23 protein-coding genes and 4 tRNA genes are annotated in these 22,339 nt (G+C 65.7%); 19 read left to right on the top strand and 8 right to left on the bottom strand.

Features of this window, described 5'->3' with window-relative positions:
- The first annotated feature begins 21 nt into the window (after positions 1 to 21).
- A complete protein-coding gene (locus D4765_RS07670; RefSeq protein WP_136641703.1) occupies positions 22 to 429 on the top strand; it encodes a hypothetical protein in 408 nt (135 codons plus the stop codon).
- Here D4765_RS07670 and D4765_RS07665 read toward each other — a convergent pair.
- The gene (locus tag D4765_RS07665) at positions 401 to 952 is read right to left on the bottom strand and encodes a DUF1003 domain-containing protein (protein ID WP_136641702.1); all 552 of its coding nucleotides are present in this window, start codon (positions 950 to 952) and stop codon (positions 401 to 403) included. The genes D4765_RS07670 and D4765_RS07665 overlap by 29 nt on opposite strands.
- A gap of 123 nt (positions 953 to 1,075) precedes the next feature.
- Entirely contained in the window at positions 1,076 to 2,056 is a 981-nt protein-coding gene (locus D4765_RS07660) for an SDR family NAD(P)-dependent oxidoreductase (protein WP_136641701.1), read from the bottom strand.
- A 98-nt stretch (positions 2,057 to 2,154) separates the two neighbouring features.
- On the opposite strand from D4765_RS07660, the gene D4765_RS07655 reads away from it, so the two are divergent.
- From D4765_RS07655 to D4765_RS07640, 4 genes are all read left to right on the top strand, one after another.
- A complete protein-coding gene (locus D4765_RS07655) occupies positions 2,155 to 2,598 on the top strand; it encodes a GNAT family N-acetyltransferase (protein WP_136641700.1) in 444 nt (147 codons plus the stop codon).
- Between the two features lie 72 nt (positions 2,599 to 2,670).
- A complete protein-coding gene (locus D4765_RS07650; RefSeq protein ID WP_136641699.1) occupies positions 2,671 to 2,898 on the top strand; it encodes an RNA-binding S4 domain-containing protein in 228 nt (75 codons plus the stop codon).
- A 216-nt stretch (positions 2,899 to 3,114) separates the two neighbouring features.
- Positions 3,115 to 3,474, top strand: coding sequence for a DUF732 domain-containing protein (locus D4765_RS07645; protein WP_136641698.1), 360 nt, complete (start codon positions 3,115 to 3,117; stop codon positions 3,472 to 3,474).
- Positions 3,475 to 3,530: 56 nt separating this feature from the next.
- Positions 3,531 to 4,208 carry an SDR family NAD(P)-dependent oxidoreductase gene (locus D4765_RS07640; RefSeq protein WP_136641697.1) on the top strand — a complete coding sequence of 226 codons (678 nt, stop codon included), beginning with the start codon at positions 3,531 to 3,533 and terminating at the stop codon, positions 4,206 to 4,208.
- Positions 4,209 to 4,470: 262 nt separating this feature from the next.
- Here the strand turns inward: D4765_RS07640 and D4765_RS07635 are convergent.
- From D4765_RS07635 to D4765_RS07620, 4 genes are all read right to left on the bottom strand, one after another.
- Positions 4,471 to 4,542, bottom strand: a tRNA-Val gene (locus tag D4765_RS07635).
- Positions 4,543 to 4,602: 60 nt separating this feature from the next.
- Positions 4,603 to 4,673: transfer RNA gene (locus D4765_RS07630), tRNA-Cys, on the bottom strand.
- Between the two features lie 36 nt (positions 4,674 to 4,709).
- Positions 4,710 to 4,781 (bottom strand) — tRNA-Gly (locus D4765_RS07625).
- Positions 4,761 to 5,012 (bottom strand): hypothetical protein, encoded by a 252-nt coding sequence (locus tag D4765_RS07620; protein WP_136641696.1) that lies wholly within the window; start codon positions 5,010 to 5,012, stop codon positions 4,761 to 4,763. The genes D4765_RS07625 and D4765_RS07620 overlap by 21 nt, the downstream gene beginning before the upstream one ends.
- On the opposite strand from D4765_RS07620, the gene D4765_RS07615 reads away from it, so the two are divergent.
- Together D4765_RS07615 and D4765_RS07610 are read left to right on the top strand one after the other, a co-directional pair.
- Positions 4,977 to 5,049: transfer RNA gene (locus D4765_RS07615), tRNA-Val, on the top strand. The two genes, D4765_RS07620 and D4765_RS07615, sit on opposite strands and share 36 nt — an antisense overlap.
- A 98-nt stretch (positions 5,050 to 5,147) precedes the next feature.
- Positions 5,148 to 6,725, top strand: coding sequence for a PucR family transcriptional regulator (locus D4765_RS07610; RefSeq protein ID WP_136641695.1), 1,578 nt, complete (start codon positions 5,148 to 5,150; stop codon positions 6,723 to 6,725).
- A gap of 2 nt (positions 6,726 to 6,727) precedes the next feature.
- Here the strand turns inward: D4765_RS07610 and D4765_RS07605 are convergent, their stop codons facing one another.
- Positions 6,728 to 7,195: a PPC domain-containing DNA-binding protein gene (locus D4765_RS07605; protein ID WP_136641694.1), complete on the bottom strand. Its 468-nt coding sequence runs from the start codon at positions 7,193 to 7,195 to the stop codon at positions 6,728 to 6,730.
- On the bottom strand, positions 7,182 to 7,328 hold the full coding sequence (locus D4765_RS19160; RefSeq protein WP_161580387.1) for a hypothetical protein: 147 nt from the start codon (positions 7,326 to 7,328) through the stop codon (positions 7,182 to 7,184). Before D4765_RS19160 ends, D4765_RS07605 begins: the two co-directional genes overlap by 14 nt.
- Before the next feature lie 198 nt (positions 7,329 to 7,526).
- On the opposite strand from D4765_RS19160, the gene D4765_RS07600 reads away from it, so the two are divergent.
- The 12 genes from D4765_RS07600 to D4765_RS07545 all read left to right on the top strand — a co-directional run bounded on the left by D4765_RS07600 (position 7,527) and on the right by D4765_RS07545 (position 21,698).
- The gene (locus D4765_RS07600; RefSeq protein WP_161580386.1) at positions 7,527 to 8,792 is read left to right on the top strand and encodes a type III PLP-dependent enzyme domain-containing protein; all 1,266 of its coding nucleotides are present in this window, start codon (positions 7,527 to 7,529) and stop codon (positions 8,790 to 8,792) included.
- 55 nt (positions 8,793 to 8,847) lie between these two features.
- Entirely contained in the window at positions 8,848 to 9,606 is a 759-nt protein-coding gene (locus D4765_RS07595; protein WP_136641692.1) for a GntR family transcriptional regulator, read from the top strand.
- Positions 9,607 to 9,693: 87 nt separating this feature from the next.
- The gene (locus D4765_RS07590; protein WP_136641691.1) at positions 9,694 to 11,001 is read left to right on the top strand and encodes an NtaA/DmoA family FMN-dependent monooxygenase; all 1,308 of its coding nucleotides are present in this window, start codon (positions 9,694 to 9,696) and stop codon (positions 10,999 to 11,001) included.
- Between the two features lie 317 nt (positions 11,002 to 11,318).
- Positions 11,319 to 12,371, top strand: coding sequence for an ABC transporter substrate-binding protein (locus tag D4765_RS07585; protein ID WP_161580385.1), 1,053 nt, complete (start codon positions 11,319 to 11,321; stop codon positions 12,369 to 12,371).
- Positions 12,368 to 13,240: an ABC transporter ATP-binding protein gene (locus tag D4765_RS07580; RefSeq protein WP_136641689.1), complete on the top strand. Its 873-nt coding sequence runs from the start codon at positions 12,368 to 12,370 to the stop codon at positions 13,238 to 13,240. Before D4765_RS07585 ends, D4765_RS07580 begins: the two co-directional genes overlap by 4 nt.
- Positions 13,237 to 14,028 carry an ABC transporter permease gene (locus tag D4765_RS07575; RefSeq protein ID WP_237280309.1) on the top strand — a complete coding sequence of 264 codons (792 nt, stop codon included), beginning with the start codon at positions 13,237 to 13,239 and terminating at the stop codon, positions 14,026 to 14,028. Before D4765_RS07580 ends, D4765_RS07575 begins: the two co-directional genes overlap by 4 nt.
- A complete protein-coding gene (locus D4765_RS07570) occupies positions 14,028 to 14,813 on the top strand; it encodes an ABC transporter permease (RefSeq protein ID WP_136641688.1) in 786 nt (261 codons plus the stop codon). The genes D4765_RS07575 and D4765_RS07570 overlap by 1 nt, the downstream gene beginning before the upstream one ends.
- An 11-nt stretch (positions 14,814 to 14,824) precedes the next feature.
- Positions 14,825 to 16,510: an N-acyl-D-amino-acid deacylase family protein gene (locus D4765_RS07565; protein ID WP_136641687.1), complete on the top strand. Its 1,686-nt coding sequence runs from the start codon at positions 14,825 to 14,827 to the stop codon at positions 16,508 to 16,510.
- Positions 16,507 to 17,808 (top strand): amidohydrolase family protein, encoded by a 1,302-nt coding sequence (locus tag D4765_RS07560; protein ID WP_136641686.1) that lies wholly within the window; start codon positions 16,507 to 16,509, stop codon positions 17,806 to 17,808. Before D4765_RS07565 ends, D4765_RS07560 begins: the two co-directional genes overlap by 4 nt.
- A gap of 74 nt (positions 17,809 to 17,882) precedes the next feature.
- Positions 17,883 to 18,977: an adenosine deaminase gene (gene add, locus D4765_RS07555; protein WP_136641685.1), complete on the top strand. Its 1,095-nt coding sequence runs from the start codon at positions 17,883 to 17,885 to the stop codon at positions 18,975 to 18,977.
- A 144-nt stretch (positions 18,978 to 19,121) separates the two neighbouring features.
- Positions 19,122 to 20,318 (top strand): acyl-CoA dehydrogenase family protein, encoded by a 1,197-nt coding sequence (locus tag D4765_RS07550; protein WP_136641684.1) that lies wholly within the window; start codon positions 19,122 to 19,124, stop codon positions 20,316 to 20,318.
- A 3-nt stretch (positions 20,319 to 20,321) separates the two neighbouring features.
- Positions 20,322 to 21,698 carry an LLM class flavin-dependent oxidoreductase gene (locus D4765_RS07545; protein ID WP_136641683.1) on the top strand — a complete coding sequence of 459 codons (1,377 nt, stop codon included), beginning with the start codon at positions 20,322 to 20,324 and terminating at the stop codon, positions 21,696 to 21,698.
- Positions 21,699 to 22,339 lie beyond the last annotated feature (641 nt).

Below are 22,339 nucleotides of genomic sequence, written 5' to 3'. Positions count from 1 at the left end.
GCGGATTTCGACGGGGAGACCGTGCCTGAAACTGGTGCATCGTGGTACGGCCCACGCGTGGCGGCTTTCTGGTCGCGGGTACTGGGCGACCGTTCGTCGACAACGGAGCGCCGAACGCCCAGCGGGCGCAATCGCTCAGGAGAGTGGCTGTCGGCCTCTGCGGGGCACGCCCCAGACAACGACGAAGTCGAGACAGAGCATCCGGAAGGCGAACGGTGGTTCACCGCCATTCTCGAGTACCCGGGGCAACAACGGCCGTTCGTACTGCACGAAGTTCAGTTCTTCGGCAGCGCGCCTCCCGAGGAGATCAGCCGGCTATGCGAAGTCGACAGAATTACCGAGTTCTTTGTGCTCATCGACGCCCGGGCCTGGCCCACGGTCGCTCGGTACGCTCGCGATTTCACGCGCCCCGCTTCGGGCCATCAGTAGGCTGGCCGGGTGAGCGCCCCATGCGATGGTCGACGTCGTTGCCCGGGGTCTGCGTACCTGCTTCGAATTCGGCGATGACGGCCGCGCGAATCTCTTTCGTCAGCGCGTGAATGAGCTTGGTCACATCAGTGTTCTCGACCAGCATCTGCTCTGTGGTCGAGTAGTCCCGGTCGGCTTTCGCCTGCTGGAACGCCGCCTGGCGGTTCTGGCCGATCATCACGAAGGTCGACAGGAAGATCGCCTCGAGCGACACGATCAGGGTCAGTGTCGGCCACGGGCTTGCCTCGAAGAACAGCATCCACGCTGCGAACAGCACGACGTGCAGATAGACGAAGTTCATCGAGCCGGCAAACGCCGTAATGGCGTCGGCGATACGGAGCTGGATGCTCGCGGCCCTGATCTCCGCCTGGTGAAGCACGGCCGGGTGCGTCGTCTGCGGGTTGCTGTCTTCGACGATCTTCGACGGCCGAAGGCTCCGGCGGCGACGCGCGGTGGGCTGTGGCGGGGCGGTGGTTGTGGGCATACGGCGTCATTCTCCTTGGTGGCGGCCATGGTGGCTTCTCCTGCACGGCCATCTTGAAATGTACTGCGTCAGCGCCCGCGCCAGGGGCGATTTCAGGTGAGAGAAAAATCAGAGAGCTCGGCCTCATCGCGAGTCGGCAGAAGGGGCAACGCTTCGCACGAGGCGGTCGGCGATGAGGGCGTCAGAGGCGGCCCAGAGTCGCGCCGCTTCTGCCGGATCGAGGGCGTAGTCAGCGAAGCCGCGTCGCACTCCTGGTACGAGCGCGACTGCTTCGTTGCAGTCTTCGAAGTAGCGACCGCCGATGCCGTCGAGGAGGGGCGACGACGCGAGAAAGACCGTCGTCGCAGCGCCCTGCTCGATGGTCTTCATCGAGACACCGGTGCTGCTGGCAATGCCGGGGGCAACAGAGGGGGGTGTGCTCGGCAGGTGCCGCATCAGACCTGTGGTCGGGATGCGGCCGGGGTTGAGGGCATTCGCGGTGATTCCGTCTGCGGCCCACCGTTTGCTGGCTTCGACTGCGAAAAGGATGTTTGCGGTCTTCGATTGCCCGTACGCGGCCCACTCGTTGTATGGGCGGCGTTCGAACATGAGGTCGTCGAAGTCGATCTTGCCGTCGATGTGCCCAACGGAACTCACCGACACGACTCGGGCGTTGCCGGCCGCAGCGAGGCCACGGTGAAGGCCCGACGCGAGGGCGAAGTGGCCGAGGTGGTTCGTGGCGAACTGCATCTCCCATCTGTCAGCGCTCTGCCGGAGTTCGGGCAAGGCCATCACACCGGCATTGTTGACCAGAATGTCGAGCGGCCCCACCCAGCCCGCCACGAAACGGCTGACAGAATGCTGGTCAGACAAGTCGAGCTCGCGCACCTCGACCTGGGTGCCGGTGCTGGCGCTTACCGAGTCGGCCACCGCCCGTGCCGCTTCGACATTCCTCACCGCCAGAGTCACGAGTGCCCCCGCAGAGGCGAGAGCTCGGGAAGTTTCTCTGCCGAGCCCTGACGAACCGCCGGTGACGATGACTCGCTTGCCCGTCAGGTCGATTCCTGCGATCACGTCAGAGGCAGTCGATTCTGCGCCGAACGGTGTGATGATGCGATCTGTCATGACTCCCCCACGTTGTGCCTGTCGTTCTCCACGGTCGAACTGACCGCTGTGAGCTATCGTCGCACTCTCACCGGCACAGCCCGGTCTAAAATTCGAGAGTGAGCTATATCGTCGACGACACCCGTGACCGAATCGACATCGACGTGGTCTGGGGCGCACTGCGCGAGGCATACTGGGGCAAATGGCGAAGCCGCGACGACGTCGCCACTCAGATTCGGCAGGCGTGGCGAGTGATCGGTGCCTACGACGAGCAAACCGGTGAGCAAGTCGGCTTCGCACGCGCCGTCTCAGATGGCCTCGGCTTCGCATATCTCGCCGATGTCATCGTGCTCGAGCAGCACCGCTCACACGGCCTGGGCAAGCGAATCGTCAAGGCCATGATCGACGATGGCCCCGGGGCGAGCTTTCGGTGGACCCTGTTCACCAGCAACGCCCACGGCCTCTATGAGCAGTTCGGATTCGCAGCGCCCGGGCCAACTGCCCTCGTTCGCCCGGCGGCCGCGCTCCCCGCGCACCCGACGCAGTCGGCACTGCTCGCCTGAGTCGCCGGCTGGCGTCGGCTGAACCCGCAAGGGGCGGTCCGCGCCGGATGTCTGGTCAGCTAGCATTTCGGGATGACGCACCCGACTCCAATCGAAGACGTGACGATCGGCGGCGACGTCATTCGTCTCGGGCAGTTCCTCAAGTTCGCAGGGTTTCTCGACTCGGGTGGTCAGGTGAAAGACGCCATTGCCGAGGGCCATGTGATGGTGAACGGGGAAGTCGATCTCCGCCGCGGGCGGCAGCTGCAGCTCGGCGACATCGTCACGTTGGAGGGGCGCAGGGTGCGCGTCTGCCCCTGACCATATGATCAGTGGCATGGCCATTCCCGACATGCGCAACAACGAGACCGGGCTGATTGGCGATTGTGAAGTTCTGGCTCGTCATTCAGAGCTGAGAGATTGGGCCGGGCCCGCATGACAGGCCAATGCCCAAGGCGTCTCCGAAGCCGTGCTCGAAGGCGTCAGCCGGGCCCGACAGCAGTTCATTCATTCGATGACAACTGAGGCGGGGCTCCGATGATGTTCTCTGCGGGTGAGTGGGTCAGAAACCATTTCTTTCTCGCCTGCCTCGGCTTCGTCGCACTTCTTCTGGTGGGCATCTCCGTCAGTTCGGTTTTCGCCACGCACTCGGGTAATTCGTGGAATCAGCAGTTCCTCTCCTCGGTGCGCAGTGGGTCGAACGGCGAAGACGCGGGCCGAACTGACGCCGACCTCATTGCTCTCGGCAATTCCGGATGCACAGAACTGAAGTCTGGGCGCGCCACGCTGTCGTCCCTGACGAACGAACTCATCGCCAAGGGCTACGGAGCCGACCTGTCGAACGCCGTAGTGGAGGCGGCCGAGCACCAGTTCTGCCCGCGCTGGACGGGCAGGTGACCACTCTTCCGCGACGGAGTGCGCCGCCCCGCCCGCCGCCCAGCTAGCCTTGATTCATGGATCTTCAGCTCAGTGGTCGAGTGGTGCTCGTCGTCGGCGGTGCCGGGTACATCGGCGCAGCGATTGTGGCGCGGGCGCGCGAAGAGCAGGCCGTGGTTGTAGTGGCGTCGCGCCGCGCGGTTGACGGCATTGTGATGGATGCCCGTGACGACGAGTCGGTGGCCGCGGGCGTCAAAGCCGTGATCGAGCAGCACGGCCGGCTCGACGCCGTTGTGGTGACGGCCGCCCCCAGCGCCCGTACACTCGACGCGTCGAAGAACGGTGACCCCGGGCAGGTGGCTGAGGCGTTCGATGCGAAAGCGATCGCGTTTCTGAGGGTCGCGAACGCCGTGGCGCCGGTGATGCGAGCGGCCGGGTACGGCCGCATCGTGGGCATCAGCGGCCAGAACGCCTTCGTCACGGGCAACATGGCGGGATCGATTCGCAACGCAGCGCTCATCATCGCGGCGAAGAACCTGGCAGACGACCTCGCCGGCACCGGTGTGAGCGTCACGACGGTGAGCCCCGGCGTGGTGGCCGACAATCCGGCGACGGCGGTCGAGCCGGGTGCGGCCGGGCAGTCGTCTCCCGCCCAGATCGCCGACCTGGTTACGTTTCTGGTTTCACCGCGCGCCGCGGTCTCGGGTGAATCGATCGCAGTGGGGCATCGGGTTCGCGGGGCGATCAGCTTCTAGCCAGAGATATCGAACGGCGCGCTCGTCGTCGCGGCGCACGCGCAGCGCGTTCACTAATTCTCGTCGGTCGCCGGCTCGATCCGGCTTAAACAGATATGGCCCCGAACGAATTCAGGACCATATCTTCAGTGGGCGGTACTGGGATCGAACCAGGACGAGAATTTCAGAGTGAACGCAGCGCGTTCACTAATTCTCGTCGGTCGCCGGCTCGATCCGGCTTAAACAGATATGGCCCCGAACGAATTCAGGACCATATCTTCAGTGGGCGGTACTGGGATCGAACCAGCGACCTCTTCCGTGTCAGGGAAGCGCGCTACCGCTGCGCCAACCGCCCATTGCTTTGTGTTGTTCTTCTTGTACGGTTCTTCTTATACGGTTTTATTTGTCTTGAGCGAGGTGGCGACGGGATTTGAACCCGTGTGGACGGCTTTGCAGGCCGCTGCCTCGCCTCTCGGCCACGCCACCATTTAGAGGGTTGCCCCAAAGGTACTACTACACTCGAGCGGATGACGAGATTCGAACTCGCGACCCCAACCTTGGCAAGGTTGTGCGCTACCACTGCGCCACATCCGCAAAACTGCTGCTGTTTTTCTTTTTTGCTCGCATTCCTGCGTGCTTGGAAGACTCTACCTGAACCCCGATCACAAAACCAAACCGAGCGGATCGCGTGTCGTAATGAACCGGTCTGACCGGCCGGTCGAAGCGCTGGTGTGATTCGGCCGCCCAGTTTCGAGTAGTATCGATTCGCACGAGTTTGAACGTGAACTCGGGCGATTGGCGCAGTTGGTAGCGCGCTTCGTTCACACCGAAGAGGTCATCGGTTCGAGTCCGGTATCGCCCACACAGGCATTGTGTGACACAGGCATTGTGTGACACAGGCAGTTCGTAACGCAGGCAGTTTGCAACACAGGTTCTGCGAGGTTTCGTGGGAAGCATGTCATGAGGTTCAACGAACTCGTCGCCAGGCCCGAGCTGGGCATCCAGGTCATCGTCGCCGCTGAGAACGCGTCAGAACGCATGGTATCCGGGGCGTACATCACCGATCTGCCCGATCCGTCACGCTTTCTGACTCAGGATGATCTGGTGCTCACGAGTGGGTTGTGGAGCCAGCGCCCGGGAGGTTCCCGTCAGTTTCTGGGCGCCCTCGCCTCGCAGAAGGTGTCGGCGGTCGTTATCGGTCTCATCGAGATCGGGCAGCTACCCCCCGAGGTGATCGACCTCTGCCGGGAACTCGGCCTGACCCTCGCGACGCTGGCCGAGAAGGTGTCGTTCAAATCGGTGAGCGACGCCATCGAGCAGGGTCAGCAGGGCTCCCCCGGTGCAGTCGCCGCACGGCAGGCCGAACTCGCGAGCAGCCTGGCCGACGTTCTGGCGCGCGGCGACGGAGCCCGAGCCGCCCTTAGAGTGTTCGCCGATCGTTTCGCCGAACAGTTCGCCGTGTCGGCGTGGGTCATCGACGATCGAGGAACCCCGATTGCCGCGGTAGGCGGCTCCCCCAGCCGTGCGCATATCGCCGGTGTCTGGAACCATGCACTGGAGGGTGGCACGTCACGCGTGACCTCCGTGACGACGGCGGGGGTCACCTCGTCGATCTGGCCGCTGGTGGCCTCGCAGAACCGCCCCGCCGGTTCGCTGGTGTTCGACGGCGACTACCGCGAGTTGCCCGCAGAGGTTCGCGGCGGGTTCGACACCCTGGTGGGTGCGCTCCGCGTGGAATTCGAGTTCTCGCTTCGCTGGCGGGATGCCCGGCGCAGCAGGGTCAGCGAGCTCGTACAGTTGCTCGTCGATGACGCCGTCTCGCCCACTGAGCTGGCGACACGGCTGCGGCTCGAGGGGCTCGACCCACAGTTGCCTACGAGTGTGGTGGTGGGTGAGGTTCACGGCCACGGGTTTCCGGCCGAGGCGGCGCTCGAGGTGATGAACCGGCTGTTCTCGTCGCAGACCACGCAGGTGATCGGGTGTGTTCTCGCCGATCAGCCGGTGCTGCTCGTCAACGGCGAGGGAGCCACGACCGCGGGCGAGCCCAGCCGGTTCGACGCGGCCGTGCGGGCACTGGCTGAAACGTACCTGCCGCTGCTCGCCGGTCGCCAGCTGCGGGTGGGCCTCAGCGACGCGATGGCCGGGGTGAGCGCCCTGGGGGCGGGTTACGCTGTGGCGCGGGAGCGCTTGTCGGGGGTCACGGGTGACGAAGCGGTGCTGCTCGGCACGGCATCGAGCATCCAGAGCCATCGGGCCCTTCTGGGCATGCTCGGCGAACGCACGCGCACGTCGTTCGGTGCCCTGGTACTGCGGCCGTTGGTCGAGTACGACGCCAAACACGGCGCGGCGTTCGTCGAGACGTTGCGCGTTTTTCTGAACACGGGCGGCGCCTGGCAGGAGGCGGCCCGGTCGCTGCACCTTCACCCCAATACCCTGCGCTATCGCATCGCGCGAATCGAAGAGCTAACGGGGCGCGATGTGAGCTCGATGGATGACCGGGTCGACCTCTACCTGGCCCTGGCCTGCCTTTCGACCTGAGCTCAGGGGCCCGGCCTGAACACGAGATTCTCGAGTCCGAAGGCCTGCTCGTCGGCCACACGAACCATCGTGGGAGCCAACACCTCGTCGATGACCAGCTCAGCCGTGTAGTGCGTGACGGCGCCGAGCAGGTGCCCGGCGTAGGCCAGTCCGCCCTCGTCTTTGACGCCGAGGGCCACGTGCAGATGTACGCGGGGTTCGCCGGCGTCGGCGTTCCAGACGATCGAACCGCTGCCGGTGCCCTCGGTGTACGCGACGGTCACTTCGGCGCCGAGGGGAGGCTCGGGATCGGTGGCCGGATTCGTAGTGGCAATGAGGCGAGCCGAGCGAAACGCGCCCAGAAACATCGCAATGTAGCCCTGCCTGATGCGGTGCAGGATGCACGCGTCGACGATCGACCGAATCACGTCGTCGCCCGGCTGCAGCACGACCGCCACGCGACGGCCGCAGACCAGCTCAGCGCTGAGCACGGGTGCTGGGGGTCGTGCTGACGGCTACGGCTGTGGTGACGGCTACGGCTGTGGTGACGGCTACGGCTGTGGTGACGGCTGCCGGGAAGAGAAGCATCACGTGGCGTCGGGCTGCGTGGGGAGAGGGCGGCATGGCGGTTTTCCTTGACTGTCGGCGGATCGCGTCGCTCACGCGATCTGTTCCTCCTAAGCAGAGCACGCGGGTGCGCCTGGTCTCTTCGGAGCATCGCCCGAGATGTCGACGTCGTCGCCCGCTGGCGTTTGGTGGATTCGACAGGCCACAGCGGAACGCCGCGCAGGGCAGGGCGATACCGTTGTTCGTGTGAATCCTGTGACTGATCTGCCTGATGTGTGGCCGACGACCGGCTGGCCGACGACCGCGTGGCCCCCGGCCGCCGTGAGAACCGCGATGGGCGGCGATCTGCCACGCATGGTGCTGAAGAATTCGGCGCTGGTACACAATGTCGACCTGATGAGCCGGTTCTGCGCCGAGGCGGGCGTCGAACTCGCGCCTCACGCGAAGACGCATCTCTCAGAGGAATTGTGCCGGCGTCAGCTCGCGGCGGGAGCATGGGCGATGACTGCGGCGACCACGGCGCAGGTGCGCCAGCTCGTGACGTTCGGTGTGCCGCGTATCCTGCACGCCAACGTGCTGGTCGACAGCGCCGCGATCGAGTTCGTGGCAGAGACATTTCTAGCAGAGCATCCGGTAGCAGAGTACCTCTGCTACATCGACTCGGTCGAGGGTGCTGAGTTGCTCGAACGCGAACTCGGACGGCTGCAGCCCGCCCGGCGGCTGAGGGTGCTGCTCGAGGTGGGGTTCACGGGCGGCCGCACCGGAACCCGCAGCGCGGCAGATGCGCTCGCCCTCGGCCGCCGCGTGGCGAAGTCGGGTCTGCTCGAACTCGCGGGCGTGGCCGGGTTCGAGGGACTGATTCCACTGGCGGGTGGAGCGTTTCCGCCCGGCGCCCGGGAACTGCTGGTGGCGATGCGCGAACTGGTGGTCACGCTTCACGACGAGGGTCTCTTCATGTGCATCCCGATTGTCACGGCCGGAGGCAGCTCGTACTTCGACCTTGTGGTGACCGAGCTCGGGCCCGGCGCGGTCGACTTTGAGACCATCTGCGTTCTGCGCAGTGGCTGCTACATCACCCACGACCACGGCGTCTACGAACGAACCTCGCCCTTCGGCCTGGCGCGCGACGACAACCCCGCAACCCGCTTCGAGCCGGCCTTCGAACTGTGGGCGAGTGTGCTCTCAGAACCCGAGCCCGGGCTCGTGATCGTGGGGTTCGGGCGCCGCGAAGCCCCCACTGACGACCGGCTTCCCGTGCTGCTGGGGGTACTGGATGCCCTCTCCCCCGATGCCACCACCGAAACCACCACTGCTACCACCACCGACACCACCAGCTGGGTCATCACCGGCGTCAACGACCACCACGCCTTCCTGCGCGTTCCCACCGAGACCCGGCTCTCCCCCGGTACCGTTCTGCGGTTCGGAATCAGCCACCCGTGCGGCGCGTTCGACCGCTGGCGCACTATCGCTCTGCTCGACGACTACGGCTGCACCATCGGCGCCATCACGCCGGCACTGTAGCCGTTTCGGCTTATGCTGGGCGCATGACGTCGAGTATCAACGCCCGGGGCCTGCGGTGACGGGCGTTTTTCCGAGCATCCCGACACCTCGGCGAACGACCGACGAAGAAGACCGGGTGCGCGCCGGAGTGCTTCGCTACGTTCGGGAGGCCGCCGAGCGCCACGCCCCGCTGCCCGGCGAAATGGAGTTGAGCGTCACGCTGGGCTGTTCGCGCCAGCAGTTGCGGCACTCTCTGCTCGAGCTCGAACGAAGTGGGGTGTTGCGCCGCCGCCAGGGCGCCGCGACGACGGTCGACCCCATGGCGCTGCGCATGAGCGTGCGCATGGAGGAGCAGTTCGAACACGCAGAACTGCTCAGCCGCATGGGCTACACAGGCACGGTCGAGGTCGTCTCGACGGCTATCGAGGCGCTGCCGAAAGCGATCGCGGCCCTGCTCGAGACGGGGGTCAGTACCCAGTGCAGCTTCACGGTGAAGCGCTGGTTCGCCGATGGTGTGCCTGCAATGGTCGCCGAAGACCGCCTCGCGCTGCCGACCGGATTCGACGGCGAAGTTCAGCCCTCGGTGTTCGCTGCGGCGGCGGCGCTGTGGGGCGAGCCTGTCATCTGGGAGATCGCGACGCCGGGTGTGGTGGCTCTGGATGCCCGCATGAGCGCTCTTCTCGACCTGCCTCTCGGCTCCCCCGTTCTGACCCTCGAGCAGATCGGCGTGAGCGCAAGCGGACGCCGTCTCTTCCACACCCTCGAGTACCACCGCCCGGGCCTCGTGAGCTACTCGTTGGTGCGAACCGTGCGGCCGCCCTGGAGCACGGTCTGACCCGACGGTCTTCGCTGGGCCAACTTGTTTACAAGTTCGTCATCTGCTCGCAAAACAGGGCGTGAACCCCGAGCGCAGGATAGAAGGGTGACCCTCCCCTTTCATCTCGGATTCTTCACCTCATTCGCCCCCGACGAGTGGAACGGCCCGCTGTCGTCGGGTGGCGGAGCCTTCGCCGACGGCCGTTTCTACATCGACATCGCACGCGACCTCGAGCGCGCCTGCTTCGACTTCATCCTCTTCGAAGACTCGCTTGCCATTCCGGATGCCTTCGGCGGGTCGACCGACGAGTACCTCCGCGAAGCGCTCGTCGCCCCGAAACACGACCCCGTGCCGCTGTCGGTGGCCGTGGGGGCGAACACCACCCGCATCGGGGTCGCCGCGACCATGTCGACCACGTACTACGCCCCGTTCACGCTGGCGCGGGTGTCATCGACCGTCGACAGTCTGCTCGGCGGGCGTTTCGGCTGGAACATGGTGACCACGAGCGGAGACGCCGTGGCGGCCAACTTCGGCAGCAAACCATTGCCTCCGCACGACGAACGGTACGACCGTGCCGACGAGTTCGTGGCGGCCGCTTCGGCGCTCTGGAACTCGTGGGAGCCAGACGCTGTGATACTCGACCACGAGAGCGGCGTCTATGCCGACCCTTCGAAAGTGCATCCGGTCGACTTCAAGGGCAGATGGCACCAGACCAAGGGGCCGCTGAACACGGTGCGCTCGCCGCAGGGCCGCCCGGTGTTCATTCAGGCCGGCGCGTCAGACCGCGGCCGCCAGTTTGCTGCTGATCACGCCGAAGTGGTGGTGGCCACCGCCCGCGGAATCGAGGGGATGAAGGCCTACCGCACCGACATTCGCCGCCGTATGGAGCTCGCGGGCCGCGACCCCGACAGCTGCAAAGTGCTCTTTCTGGTGACGCCGATCGTCGGTCGAACCGACGAAGAGGCACAGGCGGCGTACACGGCCTTCATGCAGACCCACCGCTTTCAGATCGACGTGCTCGCGCGGCTCTCGGCGTACACCGGGCACGACTTATCGGTGTACGACCTCGACGAACCCCTGCCGGTGATCGAGACCGAGGGCAGTGCGGGGCTGCTCGCCCGGCTCGCGCAGTGGGGCACGGGCAAAACGCTGCGGCAGTGTGTGATCGAGATGGGGTTCGCGTCGGACTGCATCGACCTGGTAGGCACCGCCGAGACCATCGCCGACACCATGGTGGCTGCCATCGACGAGATCGGCGGTGACGGATTCCTTTTCGGCGCCCCCGGTTTTCAGCCGAGCCGCGCGCACATCGCGGGGTTGACCGAAGCGTTGGTACCGGCATTGCAGCGGAGGGGCGTCGTGCGAACGTCGTACGAGTTCCCGACTTTTCGCGAGAACCTGCTGGCGTTCTGACGTGCGCCCGAAACCTCCCGAAACGTGCCCGAAACGATTTCGCCTCTCGCACCGGAGCACCCCCAGCAGCCGCTCGGCCTTTGGTGCGATTCTCCATTGTGTCGCTACATTTCAACTTGTTGACTAGATGAATCTGGCAGCCGTTATCGTCGGATTGTTCGAGTTCTCACAGCTGCGTGAGCAGTGCACATAATTCGCACACAAACCGCACACAACCCGCTCACAACCCGCTCACAACCCGCACACCGCGTACGCCGCAGCACGACCCGCTCGCACACACCCCGCCCGCATCCATCAGAAGCCACAGAGGACACACCGTGAAACTTTCCCGCACCGGTCGACTCGCGTCGATCGCCGCACTCGGCGTCGCCGCCGCCATTGCTCTCTCCGCCTGCTCGAGTGGCGCCTCGACCTCGCCCAGCACCTCGGGTGCCGCCGCCAGCTACGGCGACATCGACATTCAGCTCTCCTACCTGAAGAACACCGAGTTCGCCGGTGAGTTCTTCGCCGACAAGAACGGCTACTTCACCTCTGCCGGCTTCAACTCGGTGAGCCTGACGGCGGGTGGCTCGTCGGCCGTGTCGGCCGAAGCCCAGGTCGCGACCGGCAAGTCGCTGATCGGAATCAGCTCGCCGCTCATCACGGCGCCCGCCGTGGTCAAGGGTGCGGCGATCAAGATCATCGCCGCCGACTACCAGAAGAACCCGTTCAACGTGGTGTCGCTCGCCAGCTCACCGCTGAAGACGGCCGCCTCGCTGAAGGGCAAGACCATCGCGGTCTCCGACTTCAACACGCTCGCGTGGCAGGCCTTCCTGGCGGCTAACAACCTGACCAGCGACGACGTCAAGACGGTGCCGCAGACCAACGGCCCCGACCAGCTCGCCAGCGGCCAGGTCGACGGATACAACGGGTACACGACCTCGTTCACCGGTACCGTCGGCACGGCCAAGACCCCGTCCGTTCAGTTCTTACTGGCCGACCAGGGCCTGCCGCTCGTCGGCGAGACCCTCGTGGCGTCGCAAGACACCATCGACAACCACCGCGACGAGCTCAAGGCGGCGCTGAAAGCCATCATCAAGGGCTGGAAAGACGCCGTGGCAGACCCCGCCACCGCAACGAAGATCACGGTCGAGACCTACGGAAAAGACCAGAACTTCAACTACGACTCACAGCTCGCGGCGATCACGATTCAGAACACCCTGATGGTGACCGACGACACCAAGGCCAACGGTCTGCTGACGATCACGCCGGCCCTGGTCGACCAGTCGATCACCGCTTTGAAGCTGGCGAAGATCGACATCACCGCTGACCAGCTGTTCGACACGTCGGTCATCAACGACGTCTACAAGGAGAACCCGGATCTCAAATGATGATGGAGACAACGCCCACAACCGTGTCGGCTGACGCCATCGGTGTCGCCGTAACCGACCTGTCAAAGACATTTCGGCTCGGCCGCACAAGCGTCACCGCGCTCGACGGCATCAACCTGACGACACCGCGTGGGTCGTTTGTCTCTCTTCTCGGGCCGTCAGGATGCGGAAAATCGACGATTCTCCGCATCCTGGCTGGCCTTGAGACCCCCTCAGAGGGCACCGCGAGCGTGAACGGCGAGGTGGCACGCCGCGGCCGCAGTCGCGAACGCGGAAACCTCGGCATCGCCTTTCAGGATTCGGCGCTGCTGCCATGGCGCTCGGTTCGCACGAACATCCGTCTCCCCCTCGAAATCATCGGCAGACGCGATGACACGGCTGTGCAGGAGCTCATCGACCTGGTCGGGCTCACCGGCTTCGAGAACGCCCGGCCCTCGCAGCTCTCCGGCGGGATGCGCCAGCGCGTCTCCATCGCCCGGTCACTGGTGGTGCGCCCCGACTTCCTGCTGCTCGACGAACCGTTCGGTGCGCTCGACGACATGACCCGCCAGCGCCTCAACCTCGAGTTGCAGCGCATCTGGAGCGAGCGGCCCGTCACCACCCTGATGGTGACCCACGGCATCGCCGAGGCCGTGTTGCTGTCAGACTACGTCGCCGTGATGTCGGCTCGCCCGGGCCGCATTGTCGAGATGGTGCCCATCAACCTGCCGCGCCCGCGTTCGGCCGACACGCTTCGAAGCCCCGAGTTCCACGAGATCGTCGACCACCTCAGCGAGCTTCTGTTCGACGCCCACGCGCCGCGCGGCACCGGCAGCACCGGCAGCACCGGCAGTTCCGACACTTCCGGCATCGCAGAGGCCTCGGCGTGAGTCGCGACACCAGCCCCGCCCTGGTGCGGGCGCTGGCCCGGCCGTGGCTCGGCGGCACGGTGGGTATCGTGCTGCTGCTGCTCATCTGGACACTGTTCTCGACCGTGTTGCCCAGCAGTTCGATCATTCCCACACCCTGGGTCACGGCCGACAGTGTCTTTCGCGACTTCGGCTCGTTCTACTTGCCTAACCTCCGCTCGACCCTCGAACGTGCCGGCTGGGGATACCTCTGGGGCAACCTGGCCGGGCTGCTGGTCGCTTCGATCGTGTTGATCATTCCGAAGCTCGAAGAGGTCGTCACGCAGCTGGGTGTCGTGAGCCAGTGCCTGCCCATCACTGCGGTGGGGCCGATCATCATCCTGATCTTCGGCGGTCGCACGGCCGCCATCTTCCTGGCTGCACTGCTGGTGTTCTTCACCACGATGATCGGCGCCATTCTGGGCATGCGGTCGGCGTCACGCACGGCGCTTGATCTCGTGAGCGCGTATGGCGGCAGCCGTTTCACGCAGATTCGAAAGGTACAGCTGATCGCCGCGATACCCGCTGTGATCACGGCACTGAAGATCGCCGTTCCGGGAGCGCTTCTCGGCGCCGTGGTCGGGGAATACCTCGGCGGCATCGACAGCGGAATCGGCGTGGCATTGAACGCGGCCCAGCGTGCGGCCACTCCCGACCGGGTGTGGGGCATGAGCATCCTCGCCGGCCTGATCGCGCTGCTGGGCTATGCCCTGGTGGGGCTCATCGGCCGGTATGTGACGCCCTGGGTGCGCCGGGAAGGGGGCAACTGATGCCCACCATTTCACGACTCGTCGTCAACCGTGTGGCCTTGGTTCTGCTCGCTGCCGTCATTGCCACGATCATCTGGATTCTCTTTCTGCAGGTGTTTCACATCAGCCCGCTCATCGGCAAGAGCCCGAGCGACGTGTGGTCGTACCTGTTCACCGGCAAGAAAGCCGACGCGAACCGCATCGAGATCTCGGGCTACCTGCTCGCGACCATCCGGGACTTCGCGGTGGGGTATCTCGTGGGGCTCGCGGTTGCGTTCGTCGCTGCGGTGTTCTTCAGCCTTTCTGTGACGCTCGAGAACGTGTTCATGCCGACGGCTACGATTCTGCGCTCGATTCCGGTCATCGTCATCACGCCGCTCATCACGCTGCTGTTCGGTGTGGGTATCGGTGGTGTGACGGCGATCGTCACGCTCGTGGTGTTCCTTCCCGCGCTGGCCAACGTGCTGTTCGGTCTGCGGCAGGCGCAGGCCCAGCACGGCGATCTGGTCTACGCATACGGTGGCAGCAACTTCGATCTGCTGTGGAAGGTGGCCCTGCCGGGGTCTCTTCCGGCCGTGATGGCGTCGGCACGCATCTCGATTCCGGCGGCGGTCACGGGCGCCATGATCGGCGAGTGGCTGGCCACCGGTGAAGGCCTCGGCGGGTTCATCTCGCGCTCGGCCGGCAGTTTCGGGTACGACGCCATGTGGGCATCCGCGGTTCTGATCACCGGGTTCACGATGCTCGCATACACCGTGGTGAGCATTCTCGACGCCCTGGTTCAACGCCGATTCGGGGCGTTGTGATGGGCGCTGGGATGGGCGCTGTGCCAGACGAGGCTGCAGCCGCCGTCGCCGTCGACGTGCTCGTGCGAGGCGGCACCGTGTACGACGGCCTCGGCTCTGCCGGGGTCGTCGCCGACGTGGCCATTGTGGGCGACCGGGTCGTGGACATCGGCCCCGCGCTCGAAGTGACAGCCGTGCGGGTGATCGACGCGACCGGACTCGCCGTGGCGCCCGGGTTCATCGACCCGCACACGCACTCCGATGTTGTTCCGCTGATGGCCGAGCCGCAGCCGTTCAAGTTGTATCAGGGCGTGACGACCGAGATCGTGGGCAACTGCGGCAACTCTGCCGCCCCGCTCGTCGACGAGGTCGCGGTTGAGCACCACCGGCCCATCTCCTCGACGACGAAAGCCGGGGTCGTGTCGCACCCGCGCACCTTCGGTGAGTATCTCGACGAGATCGAGGCGGCGGGGCCGACGAACCACATCGCGTCACTGGTCGGCCACCACACCCTGCGCATGAGTGCGAACGGCATGGCGGTCGGTCTCGAACCGGGCGCCATCGAGCGCATGGCCGAGCTGGCCGACGAGGCCTTCGCCGACGGCGCGATCGGGTTCTCGACCGGGCTGATCTACGCACCGGGCTCGTACGCGAACGTCGATGAGGTGACTGCGATCGCGCGGGTGGCGTCGCGGTGGCAGCGTGCGTACGCGACACACTTGCGCGACGAAGGCAGCCACTTGGCCGAGGGTATGGCCGAAGCCATCGAGGTGGCGCGACGTGCGCGCGTGAAACTGCAGATCTCGCACTGCAAGGTCGCGGGCATCCAGAACCACGGCACGGCCTCGTTTCTGCTCGAGACGATTCGAGCCGCACGGGCCGAGGGCATCGAGGTGTTCGGCGATCAGTACCCGTACACGACCGGTGAAACGTTTCTGGCGGCCCTCTTTCCCAGCGCCATTCAGGAAGGCAGCCGCGACCGGATGCTCGACCGATTGAGTGACCCCGACGAACGTGAACGCTGGCACGCCATCGCCCTCGAGGCCGCGACACCGCCCGAGGGAGGGTCGCCCGGATCGTGGCACCAGACCACCCCCGCCGGCGTGACGATCAGTATGCACAACGACCCGGCCCGGCAGGGGCGTACGCTCGCCGAACTGGCCTCCTCGGCCGGTATCACGCCGTGGCAGGCGCTCTGCGACGCGGTGCTCGACGACCCTGCGTCGATGATGGTCTACGAGCTGATGGCCGAGAGTGATGTGCGGGAGATTCTCGCCGACCCGCTGATCATGATCGGGTCTGACAACTCGATTCCGGTGGGGCTCGCTCACCAGCGGGCCTGGGGATGCTTTCCCACGGTTCTCGGCACATACAGTCGTGATCTCGGTGTGCTGGCGCTGCCGGAGGCGATTCGCAAGATGACCTCGGCCACCGCGTCGCAGTTCGGGCTCGTCGGGCGGGGAACGCTGCTGCCGGGGTCGATCGCTGACGTGGTGGTGTTCGACCCGGCGACGGTGGGGCACGCCGGTGGGTCGCCGGCGACTCCGTCGGCTCGGCCCGAGGGGATTTCGTACGTCGTGCTCGCGGGCCACGTGGTGGTTGACGGGGGCGAGTTCACGGGTGAGCGGTTGGGGCGAGTGCTGCGGGCCGGGCATCCGGAGCCGTCAGCTCAGGGCGGCAGCGAACAGAACAACACTGAACAGAAGGCAACAGTATGAGCACGACGACCATCACCAGCACCAGCAGCAGCAGCAGCAGCACCGAGGGAACCCTCACCGGCATCACCGTGTGGAACGGCGAGACACTCGTGGGGCCGAGCACGGTGACGTGGAGCGGAGACCGGCTGACCGACGTGACGCCGGCATCAGCAGGTTCGGCAGCATCAGCAGGTTCCGCAACGTCAGCCGACGCGGCAGCAGCAGACCGCTACCCCGGCCTCTCGCTGATTCCGGGGCTCGTCGACACGCACGTTCACCTCGACACCAGCGTCATCGACGGTGCGGGCCCCGGTGACGCGTGGCCCCTGGTCACGCCGCCCGAGGAGCAGGCCATGCACGTGGCCGCGCACGCACAACGTTTTGCGGCATTCGGCGTGACCACTCTGCGCGACCTCGCGGCGTCGTCGATTCAGATCTCGGTCGGCCGCGCGTTCGACCAGGGTGTGCTGGCGGGGCCGCGGCTGTTGTCGAACGGGCCGGTGGGCATGACGGCCGGTCACGGCGACCTGTTCACTCCCCCGCGTTTTCGCACTCGCCCGCCGGTCGCCGATTCGCCCGACGAGTGCCGCAGACTCGTGCGGGAGTGGGCTCGCGAAGGCGCGACGGGCATCAAGATCTACACCAGCGGCGGAATCCTCTCAATGGGTGACCAGGTGGGTTGGCGCAACCAGACCCGTGCCGAACTCGCCGCGACCATCGACGAGGCGCACGCGCTCGGCATGCTCGTCGCTGCACACTCGCACTCGGCCGAGGGCATCGACATCGCGTTGGCCGAGGGTGTCGACTCCATCGAGCACGGTACGGGAATGACGGATGCCCAGCTCGAGCAGCTCGTCACGGCCAACATTCCTGTGGCGCCCACCCTCATCATCAACGACATCGTTGCGGCAGGCGGCGGCACCATTCGTGCTGATTCGAGTGCGAAAGCGCGCGGAGTGATCGCCGACCGCGACCCCATGTTTCTGAAGGCAGGTCGTGCCGGCGTGCGGTTCGTGCTCGGTACCGATGCCAACGGGCGGTTCGTTCGCCACGGCGGCCAGCTCGATGAGATGCGGCTCATGCAGCAGGCGTTCGACTGGAGCGCCGAGCGCACCCTCGTGGCCTCGACCTCTGATGCGGCGGCCAGCATCGGGCTCGGCGCGACGGTCGGTCTCATCAGGCAGGGCTTCGTGCCCGACTTCATCGTGGTGCGCGGGCAGCCGTGGAACGACCTCGGCGATCTGGTTCCCGAGAACATCGTTGCAGTGGTCAGTCGCGGGCGGGTCATCGCGGGCGCCCTGCCGTCGGCTACCGCCTGACGCGCAAATCGCTCCGCATCCGCGCCCCCGAGACCCGACCCGACCCCAACCGACCCGTACCGAACCAGGACACCATGTACATCGACGAAAACGCCATCCGCGCCCTGCCCAAGGCAGAGGTGCACGTGCATCTCGAAGGCTCGTTCGACCTCGCCGACCTCATCGAACTCGCCAAGACGGCCGGTGTTGCGCTGCCCGGCCCGGCAGCGACACTGTTCGACATCAGCACGCACAGCAACCCCGAGGCGTTCACTCTCGGTACGGGCGGCGGCGCTGCGAACGGCATCGGGGTGACGGGGCTCAGCGGGTTTCTGCAGTTTCTCGACTGGCAGGGCGGGCTGGTGGTGACTCGCGAGCAGGCGGCGCGGTTGGCGTACCGGTTCGCTGCGCGGCAGAGTGCCTCGGGCATCCGGTACACCGACGCGATCATCAATCCGACCCACTGGCACGCGTGGGCGGGCAACGTGGCCGGGCTGCTCGATGCGTTCGCTGAGGGGTTGGCCGAGGCCGAGGCCGACGGGCTCTGCGTGGTGAACCTCTGTTACTCGCTGCTCCGCACCCAGAGCGCGGCCGAAGGCGTTGCCGCAGTGACGTGGCTGGCCGAAGCGCGGCCCTCCCGCGTAGTCGCGCTGTCGATCGATGGTGACGAGCGGGTGGCCGGCCGCACGGGTCCGAAATTCGCCGAGGCCTTCGACATCGCCCGCCGGGTTGGCCTTCACCGCACGGTTCACGCCGGCGAATCTAGCGGGCCAGAGGGGGTGTGGGATGCGATTCGCCTGCTGCACGCCGAACGCATCGACCACGGTGTGCGGGCCATCGAAGACCCGGCTCTCGTCGACTACCTCGCCGAGCACCAGATTCCGCTCGGCATCTGCCCCCGCTCGAACCTCACCCTCGGCATCTACCCCGACCTCGAGCAACACCCGCTGGCCGAGCTGCAGCGCCGGGGAGTTCTCGTCACCGTTAACACCGACGACCCGGCGCCCATCGGCACTCGCCTCGAAAGCGAGTGGAGCCTGGTAGCCGGCGCCTACGGTTGGGGAATGAACGAACTCGTCACGCTGGCCCACGCGTCTGTGACGGCGAGTTTTGCTCCGGATGCCCTGAAACAGTCTCTGCACGCCGAAATCGCCGTCGCCGCCTCGTCGCTCGTGCCCGCGCCGGCCTAACCCTCACGATGCGCCGACGCCCCCTCCGCCTGTTCGCCCCACCTGGCCCCAACGCCACCCGGCTCGCCCCACCTGGCCCCAGCGCCACCCGGCTCGCCACCCCCGGCCCGCACCACCTCGTTCATCGCATTGAGAGACGCACCCATGACTGACCCGGCCATCCCCGACACCCCCGCCAGCGCCCACGCGGCCCCGCCCAGCAGCCCGTTCGCCGTTGCCGCCTGGGAGCAAGACCTCATCGACACAGCGACCGAACTCGCCCTCGGTTTCGCCGAGACGGCCGCGTACTACGACGACAAGGCGGAGATCGCTGTCGGCAACCTCGAGGCCCTGCACGACGCCGGGCTCGACGAAGCCGCGCTGCCCGCCGACGTGGGTGGCCGCGGGCTGAGCTACCAGGCCTACGGCGAGATCGTGCGAACCATCGCCCAGGGCGATCCGTCGACCGCCACCATCTGGACCATGCACACCGGTGCCGGCATCAGCCTCGCCCAGACCACCCGAGGCACCCTCGGTTCGTTCTACGCCGACGAGTTTCTGGCCGGCAAGAGGTTCTCGAACGCCCTCTCTGAGCCCACCAGCGGCAACCGTTTTCTGAACCCGCAACAGGCCGCGCTGCCGGTCGAGGGCGGCTGGGCGCTCGACGGTGCCAAACGGTTCGTCTCGGGCAGCGAGATCGCCGACTACCTCTTCGTGAACGCCCTCGTCGACGACGCCCCCACTTTCTTCGGCGTGCCGACCGCCGACCCGACGCTCAGCATCATTCCCATCTGGGACACGTTGGGCCTGCGTGCCACCCGCAGCCAGCTGCTCGCGTTCAACAACACCGTTCTCCGAGCCGACCAGCGTGCCCGCACCCCCGAATTCGCCGACTTCGCTGCCATTCCGGCCGGCTTGCCGATGATCTCGCTCGGCGTCGCCGACGCGGCGCTGGCTGCCATCGTCAAACACGCCCAGTCGCGCGTGATCATGGGCGCACCCCTCAGTCACCAGCAATGGCTGCAGTTCGAGGTTGCGGATGTTCAGAGCCGGCTCGAGGCCGCCCGAGCGTTCATCAAGCAGACCTTCTGGCAGGCAGACAACGGTGTGCCCACTTTCTTCACCAACCTCTCTCGGTCGAAGTACCTTGCGAACAAGATCGCTGTCGAGGTGGCTCAGCTCGGCGGAAGGGTGGGTGGGGCATCCGGATTCCTGAAGTCGTCACCCATTCAGCGGCACCTTCGAGACGCGCAGGCCGGGCAACTCATGGCCTACTCGACCGAGGTGCTGGCCGGCGAAATAGGCAAAGACGTGTTCGGTATTGTGCCCGTTCAGACACCAGCACCGACAGAAGGCAAGTGACCCATGGCTGACCGCCCCAGAATGCTCTTCAACGCGTTCAACATCTTTTCGGCCTCGCACCACGATCAGGGCATGTGGGCCTGGCCCGGCAGTCGCCAGCTCGAGTACAACGATCTCGACTACTGGGTCGACATCGCCCAACTGCTTGAACGCGGCAACTTCGACACGCTGTTCTTCGCCGACGTGCTCGCACCCTACGACACATTCGGCTCCTCGCGCGAGGCGTCGGTATTCAGCGGCATGCAGTTTCCGATCAACGACCCAGGCGAGCTGATTCCGGCACTGGCATATGCCACGAAGAACCTGGGGTTCGTGCTCACGCAGAACATTCTGCAAGAGCCGCCGTACTCATTCGCCCGCAAGATGTCGACGCTCGACCACCTCACCAAGGGCCGCATCTCGTGGAACATCGTGACCACCTTTCTCCCCGGAGCGGGCCGCAACCTGGGGTTTGGCGGCCTACCCGACCACGGCGACCGGTACGCCCGGGCCGACGATTACATCGACGTCGTCTACAAGCTGTGGGAGGCGAGTTGGGAAGACGACGCGGTCGTTCGCAACAAGGCGCTGCGTCAGTACAACGAGCCCTCGAAGATTCACGAAATCAACCACGTTGGGCCGTTCTACGACGTGGTGGGGCCGCACCTCAGCGAGCCATCGCCGCAGCGCACCCCGTTTCTCATGCAGGCCGGGGTGTCGCCGCGCGGGCGTGACTACGCCGGGCGCAACGCCGAAGGTCTTTTCATCAATGCGCTGACTCCCGAGGAGGCCGGGCCGGTGGTTTCGGATGTTCGTGCCGCCGCCATTCGGCACGGACGCAGCCCGCACAACGTGAAGCTCTTCGGCATCCTCGGTTTCGTCGTCGGCTCGACTGAGGCTGAAGCCAAGCGTATGCACGAAGAGATCACCGACTTTCAGAGCATCGAGGCGAACCTCGCCAAGCAGAGCGTCTTTCTGAACTACGACTTCAGCCAGCTCGACCCGAAAGAGCCCATCTTCGAGATCGGCAAGCGGCCCGAAGGCCAGACCGGAATCGTGGCCGACCTCATTGCCATGTCGCCGAACCCTTCGTACACGATCGGCGAGTTGGTGCGGTGGTACGGCAACCTGCGCGTGGTGGGAACGCCCGAGCAGATCGCTGACCACCTCGAAAAATGGCAGGATGCCGGTGTCGACGGCATGAACGTGCAGTACGTCGTCTCGCCCGGTACCTTCGAAGACTTCGTCAACCACGTCAGCCCCGAGCTGCGTCGTCGCGGAATGATGCAGAGCGGATACGCCCCCGGCACATTGCGGGAGAAGATCTTCCCCGGCAACGGACCCTTCTTGCCCGACGAGCACCCCGCCCGGGCCATCCGTCGCGCCGCCTTCGGCAGCTGACACGGCTGAGGCGGCATAGGCAACTGAGGCGCGATGCCGGATAGGCCGAACGGCGCGATCGAGCACTGGCGGTGGCGGTGGCGGTGGCGGTCAGGTTGTGTATGGTCGTGGTTGTCTGACCCATGGTGGTAATGGTGCGGTGGGGAGGGGGCCGCGTCTTCGTGATCTGATCTGACTGCATGGTCTGGGGGTTTGTTCCCAGTCGATGCTTTTCGGTGGGATCAGCACGGGTACGCCGTTCTGCATGGCGAGTTTCCACTCAGAAGAATGCACATGTGTGTGGTGGAAGTGACACAGCAGGGCCCCGTTGTCGATGTCTGTTCGCCCGGGTGCGTAGGTTTGGTGTTTCCAGTCATCGACGTGGTGGCTTTCGCACCACGACGGGCCCCGGTCGCAGCCCGGCCACACACACCCACCATCCCGTGCCGCCATAGCGGCCTTTTGCGCGGTCGTGAACAGGCGTTTCGTTTTCCCGTGCTGGAGTACTTCCCCATGGGTACCGAAGACGGTGGTCGTGATGTCGCCGTGGCAGAGGAGCTGTTCCACACTCGACATCGGGACCGGGTCAACAATCCCATCAACCCAACCCACACCATGCCCGGCAGTGAGATCATCAAGCTCGACCCGGATGTTCAGCACCG

It is taken from the genome of Subtercola vilae, assembly GCF_004923255.1.
GTDB classification, from domain to species: domain Bacteria; phylum Actinomycetota; class Actinomycetes; order Actinomycetales; family Microbacteriaceae; genus Subtercola; species Subtercola vilae.
This window is presented reverse-complemented; position numbering and strand designations above follow the sequence as displayed.